Genomic DNA, 14,090 nt, shown 5'->3' on the forward strand with positions numbered 1-14,090 from the left:
GTCGGTTGCGTTGGGCGGCTGTTCGGGCGGGTCGGTCACCATCCCGTGGCCCGTCCCGGGCGCCGCGGGTCGCAGTATCCGTGGCGGTGGCCGTCCGCGTCGACTTCCACCGCGTGGACGGATCCGAAGTGCCAGAAGTAGGGGGTGGTCGGTCGTACGTCGGCGCCGTAGCGGGTAGCGAGCGCGTCGAGCACCCGCGGGTCGACCCGTGCCTCGACGGTGAACGGCTGGTCGGTCTGGACGCCCTGGAAGCGCGGCGCGTCGATCGACTCGGCCAGGTCGAGGCCGTATCCGAGGTGGTTGGCCAGGACGATCGCGGTGGCGCGCGCGGACAGGCCCGGTGACCCGAGGGCCAGGTGCGGGGTTCCGGCGCGGGCGACCATGGTGGGCGGGAAGGGCGACAGGACGCGCCGCCCGTCGCCGTCGCCGGTGCCGGGGAAGCTGTTGCCGCTGTTGACGTGAACGCCGTCCACGACCAGGCCGGTGCCGAAGGTGGTGCCGTAGACGCTGTGGGTGAGCGACGCCATGTTGCCCGCACCGTCCACCGCCACGACGTGGTCGGTGTTGTGGGTGTGCGGCGCGCCGGGCGGCCGGACCGTACCGCCGCTCGCGGGCGCCGGGTCGCGTCGGGTGCTGCCGCGGATCAGCGCGGCCAGCGACGCCGTGAAGTCGGACGAGAGGAGTTCGTCCACCGGGACGTCGAAGGACAGCGGGTCCTTCACGAAGCGCTCGGTGAAGAACTCGGCGAACGCCGTGGCGCGTCGCAGCACTTCGAGGGCTTCGGCGTCGCGGGTGTAGTGGCCCAGGGCGGGCAGGTCGAAGTGTTCCAGGATGCCGAGCACGAGGCCGATGAGGACGCCCGCGGACGACGGGGGCGGGGCGCCGACGATCTCGTGGTCCCGGTAGGCGCGCCGCACCGGGCGGCTCGCGCGGGCGGTGTAGTCGTCGAGGTCGCGGGCGGTCACGGTGCCGCCGGTCTCGCGGACCGCGGCCACGAAGCGCGACGCCCACGCGCCGCGGTAGACGTGGTCGGGGCCGTCGGCGGCGATCCGCCGCATCGTCTCGGCCAGCGCCGGGCGGACCAGCCGCTCCCCGACGGGCGGTACGTGGCCGCAGGGCAGGAATTCGGCGCGGCCAGAAGGGTGCGCCGCCAACCGGCCCGCGGCGGCCTCGAATGCCTCGCCGTACAGGAAGGAGTACATCGGGAACCCGGCGGCGGCGACCTCGACGGCGGGGGCGAAGTAGTCGGCCCAGGGGATGCTGCCGTGGCGTTCCATGGCCAGGTGCATGCCCGCGACCGCGCCGGGGACCGCGACGCGGCGGCCGGAGGAGGCGCCCAGGGCGCCGTCCACCGTCACGTAGTGGTCCCAGGTGGCGGAGACCGGCGGGCTGTCTCGGGTGTGGTCGAGTTCGCCGTCGATGTAGTCGTAGGCGCGCCGGGCGGCGTCGTAGTAGAGCACGGACATGCCACCGGCCAGGGTGGTCATCTGCGGTTCGACCACGCCTTGCAGGGGGACGGCCGTGAGCACCGCGTCCATGGCGTTGCCGCCGCGCCGCAGGACGTCGAGCATCGCGTCGGCGACGGCCGGGTGCATGGCGGAGACCATGGCGGTGCCGCCGTGGGCGGAGTCCTTCCGCCCCTGTTCGAGTGCCCGGTCCACGACCGGCCGCTGGCCCGCCGTCATGCCGGTCCGCTCCCCTGGTCCGCCGGTGCGCCCGGCCCCGGCTGCGGGAGCGGCGCCGGGCCGATGCCCATCGCGGAGGCCACCAGGCCGACCGGCGGGGAGCCGAAGGCCATCAGCTCACGGTGGAAGCGCGGCAGCGTGAAGCCGCTGCCCCACGCGGTCTTCGCCTGGTCGCGCAGCCGCCGCATGAGGACCTTGCCCCAGGTGTAGCGGATGTAGGTCGGCTCCCACACACCGCGCAGCGCCTCGGCCCGCGCGGCCGGTCCCGCCAGGAACGCCTTGCGTTCGAAGAGGGCGATGGCGTCGTCGAGGGTGAGGGCGCCGGTGTGGATGCCGAGCGCGGCCTGGACGCGGACGACCCGCATCATGGCTTCCTGCGCCATGCCGAACTGGTAGAGGGGGCTGTCGTCCTGGTAGCCCTCCTCCCACATCATCTCCTCGGCGTAGTGCGCCCAGCCCTCGAAGAACAGCTCGGACCAGAGCGTCTTGCGGATCGGCCGGTCGACCTTGCCCATCATCAGGGCGTGGCTGCAGTGGCCGGGGCCGATCTCGTGGACGGCCATCACGGCCATCGCGGGCCGGTTGAACCGGGACAGCCAGGCGCGGTGGTCGTCGAGCGACCAGTGCGGCGAGGGTCCGGTCACGTGGAAGAGCGAGTGGCCGCGCGTCTCCCACGGCGCGGTCCAGCTCACCCGGCCCGCGGCCCAACTCCGCGCGGGCGGGCTGGGTTCGATGACGCACGCCTCGTCGACGACGGGCACCAGTTCGCGCTCGCGCACGAAGCGCGCGGCCAGCGCGACCTGGGCCTGGGTGTCGGCGAGGATGCGCGGGAAGTCGCCGTGGTCGGCGCGTACCCGGGCGCTGAGCCGCCGGGTCCTGGCGGCCGGGTCGTCGGCGCCCGCGGGGTCGAGCCGGGCCGCGGCGTCGTCCAGGATGTCGCTCATCCGCGCGTACTCGCTGTCGGCCATGGCGGCCAGTTCGTCCAGGTCCACCGGGACGCGGTCCTCGCAGCCGAGGAGCGCGGTGAGGTCGGCCCTGCCGAGTCCCGCTGCCGGAGCGGCCTCGCGCGCCGCGCGTTCGAGGTGGGCGGTCAGCCGTTCCAGCGCGGCCAGGGCCCGTACGCCGTCCTCGCCGTCGTCGGCGCGGACCTCGGCGGCCATTCCGCGCGCCGCGGGCAGGAACATCCCGGCGACGGAGGACGACAGTTCGTCCAGCGCCTCGATCGCGTTGTCCACGGCGTCCGGCCAGAGCCGCAGGTGGCGGCGCCTGGCCCGCACGCGTACCGCCTCGTCGTCGTAGGGCCGGTCGTACGGCGACAGGTCCAGCGCCTCGATGTGGACCCAGGGGTCCCAGCGGTGCTGACGGATACGGCCGAACCGGGTCCGCATCGCGTTCTCGGTGGCGGCGAGCTGTGCTTCGTCGTGCGCGTCGTCCAGCGCGGGACCGCCCAGCGCGGCCAGCGCCGAGGCCACCCCGGCAGGCGACAGGTCGACGATCGTGCCGTCGTACTCGTCGTGCAGTCCTGAGTATTCGCGCAGGTAGGCGGCGTCCAGGTCGCAGACGTGGCGCAGCCGTGGGAACAGCTCAGCCATCGGGGGTCTCCTTGGTCGTACGAAGGCGGGTGGTGTGCGGGTACGCGGACGCGGGTGCGGCGTGGCCCGATGCGGTGGTGGCGGTCGGTCACAGCTCCAGTCGTCGGCCGCGCTGGACGACACGCAGGAGCAGGGCGCCGAGTCCGACGACGAGCACCGACAGCGCGGTCATGATCGTGGACAGGGCCGCGGGGGTCGGGTCCTGGTAGTTGTTGAGGTAGCCGTACATCCACACCGGCAGGGTCTGCTGGTCGGAGGTGAGCAGGAAGATCGACAGGTCGATCTCGTTGAAGCTGACGAGGAAGGCGAAGACGCCGCTGATGAGCAGGGCGGGCGCGATCTGCGGCAGCGTCGTGCGGAGGAAGGCGCGCAGCGGCGAGGCGCCGAGGTCGATCGCCGCGTAGTCCAGGGTGCGGTCGGCCCGGGTCAGGGCGGCGGACAGCAGCACGATCACGAACGGCACGGTCGCCACGGTGTGGGCGAGGACCACCGCCCACCTGCCGGAGGGCAGACCAGCCCGGGCGAGCAGCATGAACACGGCGAAGCCGAAGGCGATCTTGGGCACCACGACGGGTGAGAAGAGCGCCGACTGCACCACCCCGCTGCCCCGGAAGCGGTAGCGGACCAGGGCTACCGCGCCGGCGGAGCCGAGCAGGACGGCGAGCACCGCGACCAGCGCCCCGATCCACAGGCTGCCGACGAAGGCGTCCATGACGCCGTCCTGGTGGTAGAGGTTGGTGTACCAGCGGGTGGAGAAGCCGGGCGGCGGCCATACCCCGTAGGAGACCGACGACAGCGAGCTGATCACGACGATCGCGGCGGGCACGAGCTGGAAGGCGTACAGCACGGCCATCCACACGCCGAGTCCGCGGATGCCGCGGGGCGGCGAGGGGCTGATGGTGACTCCGCCCTGGTCGGCCTCGGCGAACCGGCGCTGGAGGAGGACGAACGCTCCGGTGGAGACCAGCGCGAGGATCAGCAGCACCAGGGCGCAGACGGAGGCGCCCGGATAGTCCGTGGTGCCGACCAGGGAGTAGATGCTGGTGGACAGGGTCGCGACCCGCCCGCCGCCGAGGAGGCTGGGGGCGGTGAAGCTGGAGATGGTCAGGGCGAAGGTGAGCTGGCATCCGGCGATCAGGCCCGGCGCGCTCAGCGGCAGGGTGATCGAGCGGAAGGTGCGCCAGCGGGAGGCGCCGAAGTCGTCGGCCGCGTCGGCGAGGGTGCCGTCGATCTGCCGGAAGGTGCTGCTGATCGGCAGGACCATCAGCGGCAGCAGGGTGTGCACGAGGGCGATGACGACGGCGCTGCGCTCGTAGAGCAGATGGACGGGGCCGATGCCGAACAGGCCGAGCGCGGAGTTGAGGAAACCCTCCTGGCCGAGCAGCAGTTGCCAGGCGTAGACGCTGGCGATGCCGGAGAAGACCAGCGAGGAGAAGACCACCGCGTATCCGGCGTTGCGCCAGCCGGTCCGCTTGGTGTGGTGCAGTGCCAGGGCGGTGAGGTAGCCGACGACCGCGGTGATCGCGGTGACCAGCAGACCGACGAGTACGGTCTGCCAGATCACCGACCAGTAGTAGGAGCTGGTGAGGACTTTCGTCCACGTGGCCAGGGTGTTGGTGGTGTTGACGCCACCGGGTTGGTACTTCTGCAGGGAGTACTCGACGAGCGACTCCATGGCGAAGGCGAACACCGCGAGCAGCAGCACGATGCTGGGCGCGAGCAGGAGGAGTGCGGTGCGCCGGTCGCGGCCCTTGCCGGTGAAGGCTTTGGGCTGCGCTTGGCGGGGTCCCGGCTTCTCCGGGGCCGGGCGCTCCGCCGTGGCCGTCGCCGCCCCGTTCACCGGGGCGGCTTCTCGTATGCCGCCTGGAGGGTTGTCCGCCATCGTGCAGGTCCTTCCGGTCGTGGGGTGGACGTCGTCGGGGCTGAGCCGTGAGAACCGGGCTGTCGGAACCGGTCCGTGAGAGCTGAGCCGTAAGAACTGGAGCCGTCGGAACTGAGTCGTACGAACGGGGCCGTCAGATCTTGGAGACGACTTCCTCGTTCCACCGCGCGGTCCAGGCGGCCATGTTCTTGCCGACGGTGTCCCAGTCGACGTCCACGAACTTCTGGTCGGCGCCGGCGGCGATGGCCGGGATGGCCTGGAGCTTCGGGGTCAGCTTCGAGGTGCTGGAGGCGGGGATCTCGACCGAGGTGTCCACCCAGCGCTGGTTCCACTTGGGCTGGAGCATCTCGTTGACGATGTCGTAGCAGACCTCGAGCTGGTCGTCGGAGGAACCGGAGTTGATGTTGACGCCGACCGGGTCGAAGAAGGCGCCCTCGGTGGGGCGGCTGAAGCCCAGCGGCGCGCCCTGGGCGTGCCAGGCCGTCGAGGTGCCCAGGTAGTGCGAGGTCAGCGGGGCCTCGCTGGTGGAGAGCACGTTGAGGAACTGGGGGTTGGCCGTCACGATCGTGCGGATGTTCTTGGCGTGCTCGATCCACAGCTTGAAGCCGGGGTCCATGTTGTCCCAGCCGCCGCCGTTGAGCTTGGCGGCCATGCCGATGGCCCACCAGGGGATGGTGAAGAAACAGAGCTTTCCGCGCTGGTCGGGCGACCACAGGTCGGTCCAGGACGCGAAGCCCTTGGGGTAGGTCTTGGTGTTGTAGACCAGCCCCATCTGGTCGGCGCCGAACACCACACCGCAGTGGTCGCGCTCGACGAACTGGGCGTGCAGTTGCGAGGTGTTGGGGATCTTGCTGTAGTCCAGCTTGAGGTACATACCGGTGGCCTTGCCGGTGGCCGTCGCGCCGCCGTTGGAGAAGACCAGGTTGTTCAGCGGCTTGTGCGGGTTCGCCTGGTAAGCGGCGGTCTGCTTGGCGAGGTTGAGCGTGTCGTCGATCTTGATCTGCACGTTGGGGTGCTTGTCCTGGTACTCCTTGGCGAACTCCCTGGGCATGAGGCCGAGATCGGCGCCCGCGAAGGGGGTCATGGTGATGGTGAGCTTCTTGCCCGCTCCCTTGCCCGCGCCCGAACTCGCCGACGTGCCGGGCTGCTTGTTCGAGGCACAGGCGGCCAGGAACAGTCCGGCCGCCACCGCGCCGCCGCCGGTCAGCAGCGAGCGCCGCGACACCGGGGTACGGCCGGTGCCTTCCCCTGCGGGCGACGCGGCTCCGGCCGCCGCCGCCTTGTCCCCGTTCGATCTGCCCGTGTTGCTGTGCATGGTCTCTCCCTGGGTGGTCACAGCACTTCTGGTGGTGGGCCCGCGCTCGGCCGGGACTGTCGCGCGGACAGGCCCGGTGGCCCGTCGCGCGGACGAGTCCTAGGAGTCGGCGCCGAGCATGACGGCGGCGTCGGACGGCCAGCCGATCTCGACCTCGTCCCCCGTGGCGATCCCCCGTGCGTCCTTGGCGGGGAGTTGTACGACCAGTTCCTGCCTGGAGTCGGCCACGGCCACCTGGAAGCGGATGCTGGCTCCCTGGAAGGTCAGGTCCGTGACGCGGGCGGTGAAGCGGTTGTCGAAGTCGCTGGTCAGCCGGGGCCGCATGGCGATGGCCTCGGGCCGGACCGACAGCGCCGTGCCGGGCCCCGGCGTGCGGCAGGTGAAGCCGTCCGCGCGCAGCACCCGGTCGGCGACGGCGCCGCGGATGATGTTGGTGTCGCCGAGGAACGTGGCGACGAATTCGGTGGCAGGGCGGTCGTAGAGCTCGTCGGGCCGCCCGACCTGCTCCACACGGCCCTGGTTCATCAGGGCGATCCGGTCGGAGATGGTGAACGCCTCGGTCTGGTCGTGGGTGACGAAGACGAAGGTGGTCCCTGACTCCTGCTGGATCTGCTTCAGGGCGCGCTGCATCTGCACCCGCAGCCGCAGGTCCAGCGCGCCCAGGGGTTCGTCGAGCAGCAGTACGGCGGGCTTGTTGGCCAGGGCGCGGGCGATCGCCACCCGCTGCTGCTGGCCGCCGGACAACTGGGCGGGCTTGCGGTTGGCGTACCCCGCGAGGTCGACCAGGTCCAGCATGTCGGTGACGGTCGACCGGATCTCCGCCCGTGACTGGCGGCGTATCTTCGGACCGAAAGCGATGTTTTCGGCCACGGTGAGGTGCGGGAAGAGCGCCAGTCTCTGGAAGATCAGGTTGGTCGGCCGCTTGTTGGGCGGCACTCCGGTCATGTCCTTGCCCGCGATGGCGACGGTGCCTTCCGTGGGCTGTTCGAGACCGGCGAGTATCCGCAGCGTGGTGGACTTGCCGCATCCCGACGGTCCCAGGAGCGAGAAGAACTCGCCTCGCCTGACACCGAGGTTCATGCTGGTCACCGCGGTCTCGCCGCCGGGGTAGGTCTTGCTGACATCGGTCAATCGGGCGTCGAGGGCCGACGGATCGTCCGGGTTCACAGCGTTCACCTGAACTTCCATTCATTGGAACTTGGCTTCCACTGGGGTGAGCAGGACGCTAAGTGAGCGACAAGGGTGCGGTCAACGGTCGATCACGAAGTTCTTGAATCGGCGACGACGCACAGGGCACCGTTCAAGCCATCCGACCGGGCTCGCGAGCGGGTCGGGAAATCGTCGTCCGGGCGCTCAACGCCCGCCCGCCACCTGCGAGTTGACTCCCCCGGGCCGCACGGGGCCGAGCCCGCGCGGAGCGCCGCCGGGCGGGGAGAAAATTTCGTCCGATCCGCCCGGTAAAACCTGTGTTACGCGGACGGAAGGGACGTCAGCGCGCCGCCCAGAGCCCCCGGACATGCCCGATGTGCCGGTGCATCATCAGCTCGGCGCCCACCGCGTCGCCGTACTCCACGAAGTCCGTGAGCTGGTGGTGCTCCATCGCCGACTCGACGAGGCTGCCGTCGGCGAGCAGCGGCGCGAGGCCCAGCAGCCGGGTCCGCGCGCGCAGACCCGCGACGACGTTCACCAGGTGCCGGTTGCCGGTGTAGCCCAGCAGCGTGAGGTGGAAGATCCGGTCGGCCTCGACGTATCCGACCAGGTCACCGGCGCGCGCGGCGACGACGATGTGCTCGGCGAGCGTACGCAGCAGGGGCAGGTCGGCGGCGGGGACCAGCGGGACGACGGCGCGTACGGCGGGCGGTTCGATCAGCAGGCGGACGGCGGTGATCTGGTCCAGGTCCTGGTCGGAGACCTCGGTGATCCGGAAGCCCTTGTTGGGCTGAGCCACCGCGAGCCCTTCCTTGACCAGGTCGAGCATGGCCTCCCGCACCGGGGTGGAGGACACGCCGAAGCGCGCCGCCAGGCTGGGAGCGGAGTAGACCGCGCCCGGGATCAGGTCCCCGGAGACCACGGCGGCGCGCAGTTCGTTGCGCACCCGGTCCCGCTGGGTCTCCCGGCCGTCGACGCTCTGCCCACCGCTCACGTGCCCCGCCCTTCGGCTCTCCCGCGCCCCGCCGCTCGGCCGGCGCATCGCCTGTCCGAGGTCAGGATGACAGCCGGGCGGGGTACGGCGGCGACAGGGCGGAGGGTCAATGAGGTTTCATTGTGCGGCGCAATGATATCCACGGACGCGCGAGCCGGGAACGAAAGGGGCAAAGGCGCACGTCCTCGCGCTGTTCGCTCGAAGATCCGTCGGGGTCTGGCGTCAGTGCCATTGCACAGCTACTGTGACAGCGCAGCGCCCACGGTCCCGGCGGCCGGTCCGTAGCCCGTTGCGCACCACCGATCCGGGCTCCCGTCGCGGCGCCCCCGTCAGCGTCCAGGCGCCCAACGCGCGGCCCGCGAGCCCTCGTTCGCCCGCCCGGCCCCCGTCGTCCTCGCACCGCCGAGGCGGCGCGTCCGCCCTTCCCGTGAGGAGAACCGCATGCCCGACACCCAGGCGCAGCCCTGGCACGGGGTCTACGTCGCCACCGCGCTCCCGTTCCGCCCCGACGGTTCGGTCGACCTCGACGCGTACGGCGAGCACGTCCGGTTCCTGGCCGACGGCGGCTGCCACGGCGTGTGCCCCAACGGTTCGCTCGGCGAGTACCAGACCCTCAGTATCGACGAGCGCACCCGCGTGATGCGGACCGCGATCGAGGCGGCCCCCGAGGGGTTCGGGGTGATGCCCGGCGTGGCCGCGTACGGGTCACGGGAGGTCTGCGAGTGGATCGAGCGGGCGGCGGAGGCCGGCGCCGCCTCCGTCCTGCTGCTGCCGCCCAACTCCTACCGGGCCTCGCGCTCCGACGTCGTCGCCCACTACCGCGAGGCCGCGCGGGTCGGGCTGCCCGTGGTCGCGTACAACAACCCCATCGACACCAAGGTCGACCTCACCCCCGACCTGCTCGCCGAACTGCACGCCGAGAATCTGATCGTGGCGGTCAAGGAGTTCAGCGGCGATCCGCGCCGCGCCTATCTGCTGGCCGAGTCGGCGCCGGGCCTGGACCTGATCGTCGGCGCCGACGACATGGTGCTGGAGCTGGGGCTCGCGGGCGCGGTCGGCTGGATCGCGGGCTACACCAACGCCTTCCCGGCCACCACCGTCGAGATGTTCCGCCTGATCACGTCGGACGACCCCGCCGACGTACCGGCCGGAATCGCCCTCTACCGCTCGCTGCACGCGCTGCTGCGCTGGGACTCCAAGACGGAATTCGTCCAGGCCATCAAGCTGTCCATGGATGTGGCCGGACGGTACGGCGGCCCCTGCCGTCCGCCGCGCGGTCCGCTGCCCGACGACGTCGCCGCGCGGATCACCGAGCTGACGAAGGCCGCGGTCGCGGAGGGCTGCCGATGAGGGCGCGGCGCGTCTTCCACGCCGTCGACTCCCACACCGAGGGCATGCCGACCCGTGTGATCACCGGCGGCGTGGGCGTCCTGCCGGGCGGCACCATGGCCGAGCGGCGTACGTGGTTCATGGCCAACAAGGACGATCTGCGCACCTTGCTGATGTACGAGCCGCGCGGGCACGCCGCGATGAGCGGTGCGATCCTCCAGCCCCCGACCCGGCCCGACGCCGACTGGGGCGTGCTGTTCATCGAGGTGTCCGGGGTGCTGCCCATGTGCGGCCACGGCACCATCGGGGTGGCGACCGTGCTGGTCGAGACCGGCATGGTGGAGGTCCGCGAGCCGGTCACCGTGATCCGGCTGGACACCCCGGCGGGGCTGGTCACCGTGGAGGTGGCGGTCGAGGACGGCGCCGCCCGGTCGGTGACGCTGCGCAATGTCGCCTCCTACGCGCACGCGCTGGACCGGACCGTCACCGTGCCCGGCCTCGGCGAGGTGGGCTACGACCTCGCCTTCGGCGGCAACTTCTACGCCGTCGTCGACCTGGAGCGGATCGGCCTGCCCTTCGACCGGCGGGAGGGCGGACGGCTGCTGGAGGCGGGCCTGGCCGTCATGGCGGCGATCAACGAGGCCGACGAACCGGTCCATCCGGAGCGCCCTGACATCCGCGGCTGCCACCACGTCTATCTCACCGCGCCCGGCTCCACCGCCCGCCACTCCCGGCACGCCATGGCCATCCACCCCGGCTGGTTCGACCGCTCCCCGTGCGGTACGGGGACCAGCGCGCGGATGGCGCAGTTGCACGCCCGCGGGGAGCTCGCGCTGGACACCGACTTCGTGAACGAGTCGTTCATCGGCACCCGCTTCGTCGGCCGTCTGGTGGAGGAGACCGAGGTCGGCGGCGTCCCCGCGGTGGTACCGACCGTCACCGGGCGGGCATGGATCACCGGTACCGCCCAGTACATGCTCGACCCCGACGACCCCTTTCCCGCGGGATTCCTCCTGTAGTGCCCTGCCGGTGGACCCCCGCCCGCACCCGCCGGTGGACCCCGCGTCCGCACCCGACCGTGAACCCCACGCCCCCGCCCCTGACCTGCGACCGGGAAGGCCGCCATGCGCACACCGCACCCGCCCGCGTCGCGAACGGCGCCGCGCCCGGCCACGGCGTCCGACACCGCGGACCTCGTCGTCATCGGCGCGGGCGTGATCGGGGCCGCCGCCGCGTACTTCGCGGCGCGCGCCGGTCTCGACGTCACGGTCCTGGACCGCGGTCCGCTGGCGGGCGGCACTTCCAGCGCGGGCGAGGGCAATCTGCTGGTCTCCGACAAGGAGCCGGGCCCCGAACTCGATCTGGCCCTGCTCTCGCTGCGCGTGTGGCGTGACGACCTCGCGGAACACGCCGGCCTGTGGGAGTACGAGCCCAAGGGCGGTCTCGTCGTGGCCGCCACCGCGCAGGGTTCGGGGACGCTGGCCACGCTCGTACGGCATCAGCGCACCCTCGGCGTCGAGGCGGTCGAGGTGTCCGGCGACGAACTGCCCGGCTACGAACCGCTGCTGTCGCGGGAGCTGGTCTCCGGCGCGTTCTACCCGCAGGACGCCCAGGTGCAGCCCGTGCTCGTCGTCGCGCACCTGCTGCGCCTGGCCCGTGAGGCGGGCGCGCGGGTCAGGACCGGCACGGAGGTGACCGGTTTCCGCACGTCCGGGGGACGGATCACCGGCGTCGACACCCACCGCGGTCCGGTGCACGCCCCGGCCGTGCTCAACGCGGCGGGCCCGTGGGCGGGCGACGTGGCGGCGCTGGCCGGAGTACGGGTGCCGGTGCTCCCCCGGCGCGGCGCCGTCCTGGTCACCCGGCCGCTCCCCCTGGTCATCCGGCACAAGGTCTACGCCGCCGAGTACGTCGCCGATGTGGCCAGCGGTGACGCCGCACTCCAGACGTCGCCCGTGGTGGAGGGCACCCGCGCGGGCACCGTCCTGATCGGCTCCTCGCGCGAACGCGTCGGCTTCGACCGGCGGCTGTCCCCCGCCGTCCCCGCAGCGCTGGCCCGCAAGGCCATCGCGCTCTTCCCGTTCCTGGCCTCGGTCCCGGCGCTGCGCTCCTACGTCGGCTTCCGCCCCTACTGCCCCGACCACCTGCCGGTGATCGGCCCCGACCCGCGGGCGCCGGGGCTGTGGCACGCCTGCGGGCACGAGGGCGCCGGGATCGGTCTGTCGGCGGGCACGGCCAGCCTGCTCGTCGGTGCGCTGACCGGCCAGGCCGTACCGCTGGACCTCGCGCCCTTCGCCCCCGAGCGCTTCGACACCAGCCCGGCCACCGAGGAACCGCAGGAGGAACCCCGTGCCCCCTCACGCTGACGACCTCGCGGCGCCCTGCACCGTGTTCCTCGACGGCCGGCCCGTTTCTGCCCGCGAGGGCCAAAGCGTCGGCTCCGCCCTGATGGCGGCGGGCATCGTCGCCTGGCGGTCGACCCGCGTCGAGGACCGACCGCGCGGCCTGTTCTGCGGGATCGGTGTCTGCTTCGACTGCCTGATCACCGTGGACGGCCACCGCGACCAGCGCGCCTGCCAGGTGCCGGCGGCCGACGGCATGCGGCTGGAGACGGCGCCCGCCACATACGAAGGCGCCGACCGATGACGGGCGTCGCCACGACGGCGGAGGCCGAGGTCGCGCGGGCCGAGGTCGCGGTGGTCGGCGCGGGTCCCGCGGGGCTGGCCGCGGCGGTGACCGCCGCCGAGGCAGGGCTGAGCGTCGTCCTGGTCGACGCGGCGGCGCGCCCCGGCGGCCAGTTCTGGCGGCACGGACCGGGGGGACCGCGCGCCGACGAGGGATACCACCACCTGGGCACGTACGCGGACTTGACGGAGCGGCTGTCCCGAGCCGGGGTACGGACGCTGTACGGCCGGCAGGTCTGGCGGGCCGAGCGCGGGGCCGACGGCTTCATTCTCAGGACCCGGCCTGCGCACGACACGGCCCGCGCACCGGCCGTGACGGTGGCCGCGCGCGCCCTGGTGCTCTGTCCGGGCGGATACGACCGCCAACTGCCCATTCCCGGCTGGGACTTGCCCGGTGTCATGGCGGCGGGCGGCGTGCAGGCGCTGCTCAAGGCGGACGGCACCCTGGCCGGGCGGCGGGCGGTGGTGGCCGGGACCGGCCCCTTCCTGCTCCCGGTGGCGACGGGCCTCGCCGCGGCCGGGGCGGACGTACCCCTGGTCTGCGAGGCGAACGCGCTGCGCGGCTGGCTGCGCGAGGCCGGCGGCGCGGCGCGGGAACCGGCCAAGGCGGTGGAGGCGGCGCGGTACGCGGCGCTGCTGGCGCGCCACCGTATCCCGTACCGGACGAGGACCGTCGTCACCCACATCCTCGGCGGGACGCGCGTCCGCGCGGTCCGGGTGGCGCCGCTGGGCCGCGACGGCCGCCCCGTCACCGCGCGCGCCACCGAGGTCGCGGCGGATCTGGTGGCGCTCGGCTGGGGTTTCACCCCCGCTCTCGAACTGCCGCTGGCGCTGGGCGCGCGGACGCGGGTGGACGTGGACGGCTCACTGGTCGCGGTGGTGGACGCGTGGCAGCGCGCGAGCGTGCCCGGCGTCTACCTCGCCGGGGAGTGCACCGGGGTCGGGGGCGCCGCGCTCGCCCTGCGCGAGGGCCGGTTGAGCGGGCTCGCCGTGGCCGCCGACCTTGGCCGGTCCTACGACCGCGGCGCCGTACGCCGTCTGCGGTCGGGCATCCGGCGGGGTCGCCGCTTCGCCGCGGCGATGCACACCGCCCATCCGGTCCCGGCGCACTGGACGGCGTGGCTCACGCCCGACACGGTCGTCTGTCGCTGCGAGGAGGTCACCTTCGCGGCGCTCGACGAGGCCCACCGCACGCTGGGCGCGGACGACCCGCGCACCCTCAAGCAGCTCGCCCGCCCCGGTATGGGCATGTGCCAGGGCCGCGTGTGCAGCTTCGCGACCACCGCGATCAGCGCCGCCCTCACCGGCCGCCCCGCCACCGCCGCCGACCACCGCGGCCTGGCCACCCGCCCGCTGGCCTTCCCCGTGCCGCTGGGCGAGATCGCCGCGGCGGACGGGGACGGGGACGGGGGCGGTCCTGACGCGTAAGAGGCGCGCTCAGGCATGGCGCGCTCAGCCAT

The 14,090-nt window shown here is 72.7% G+C and carries 11 protein-coding genes; 5 read left to right on the forward strand and 6 right to left on the reverse strand.

Translation table 11 applies throughout. The features are described 5' to 3' along the window. Positions 1-35 precede the first annotated feature (35 nt). The 6 genes from ACIO6U_RS06125 to ACIO6U_RS06150 form a co-directional block, all read right to left on the reverse strand. A complete protein-coding gene (locus ACIO6U_RS06125) occupies positions 36-1,685 on the reverse strand; it encodes a gamma-glutamyltransferase family protein (RefSeq protein ID WP_401715982.1) in 1,650 nt (549 codons plus the stop codon). Next, positions 1,682-3,277, reverse strand: coding sequence for a DUF885 family protein (locus ACIO6U_RS06130; RefSeq protein WP_401715985.1), 1,596 nt, complete (start codon positions 3,275-3,277; stop codon positions 1,682-1,684). The genes ACIO6U_RS06125 and ACIO6U_RS06130 overlap by 4 nt, the downstream gene beginning before the upstream one ends. A gap of 88 nt (positions 3,278-3,365) precedes the next feature. Further along, a complete protein-coding gene (locus tag ACIO6U_RS06135) occupies positions 3,366-5,159 on the reverse strand; it encodes an ABC transporter permease (RefSeq protein WP_401715988.1) in 1,794 nt (597 codons plus the stop codon). Between the two features lie 133 nt (positions 5,160-5,292). After that, positions 5,293-6,474, reverse strand: a complete 1,182-nt coding sequence (locus tag ACIO6U_RS06140; protein ID WP_355348418.1) for a substrate-binding domain-containing protein — start codon at positions 6,472-6,474, stop codon at positions 5,293-5,295. Between the two features lie 99 nt (positions 6,475-6,573). Further along, positions 6,574-7,650: an ATP-binding cassette domain-containing protein gene (locus ACIO6U_RS06145; protein ID WP_391049967.1), complete on the reverse strand. Its 1,077-nt coding sequence runs from the start codon at positions 7,648-7,650 to the stop codon at positions 6,574-6,576. Positions 7,651-7,963: 313 nt separating this feature from the next. After that, positions 7,964-8,617 (reverse strand): FCD domain-containing protein, encoded by a 654-nt coding sequence (locus ACIO6U_RS06150; RefSeq protein WP_391161793.1) that lies wholly within the window; start codon positions 8,615-8,617, stop codon positions 7,964-7,966. Positions 8,618-9,058: 441 nt separating this feature from the next. On the opposite strand from ACIO6U_RS06150, the gene ACIO6U_RS06155 reads away from it, so the two are divergent. From ACIO6U_RS06155 to ACIO6U_RS06175, 5 genes are all read left to right on the forward strand, one after another. Then, the gene (locus ACIO6U_RS06155) at positions 9,059-9,967 is read left to right on the forward strand and encodes a dihydrodipicolinate synthase family protein (RefSeq protein WP_401715992.1); all 909 of its coding nucleotides are present in this window, start codon (positions 9,059-9,061) and stop codon (positions 9,965-9,967) included. After that, on the forward strand, positions 9,964-10,965 hold the full coding sequence (locus ACIO6U_RS06160) for a proline racemase family protein (RefSeq protein ID WP_391049962.1): 1,002 nt from the start codon (positions 9,964-9,966) through the stop codon (positions 10,963-10,965). Before ACIO6U_RS06155 ends, ACIO6U_RS06160 begins: the two co-directional genes overlap by 4 nt. Before the next feature lie 105 nt (positions 10,966-11,070). Further along, positions 11,071-12,312, forward strand: a complete 1,242-nt coding sequence (locus tag ACIO6U_RS06165; RefSeq protein WP_401715995.1) for an NAD(P)/FAD-dependent oxidoreductase — start codon at positions 11,071-11,073, stop codon at positions 12,310-12,312. Then, entirely contained in the window at positions 12,296-12,592 is a 297-nt protein-coding gene (locus ACIO6U_RS06170; protein WP_355348400.1) for a (2Fe-2S)-binding protein, read from the forward strand. The genes ACIO6U_RS06165 and ACIO6U_RS06170 overlap by 17 nt, the downstream gene beginning before the upstream one ends. Continuing rightward, complete coding sequence (locus ACIO6U_RS06175) at positions 12,589-14,058, forward strand: FAD-dependent oxidoreductase (protein ID WP_401715998.1); 1,470 nt, start codon at positions 12,589-12,591, stop codon at positions 14,056-14,058. The genes ACIO6U_RS06170 and ACIO6U_RS06175 overlap by 4 nt, the downstream gene beginning before the upstream one ends. Positions 14,059-14,090 lie beyond the last annotated feature (32 nt).

This window comes from Streptomyces sp. NPDC087422 (genome assembly GCF_044744145.1).
In the GTDB taxonomy this organism is placed as follows: Bacteria; Actinomycetota; Actinomycetes; order Streptomycetales; family Streptomycetaceae; genus Actinacidiphila.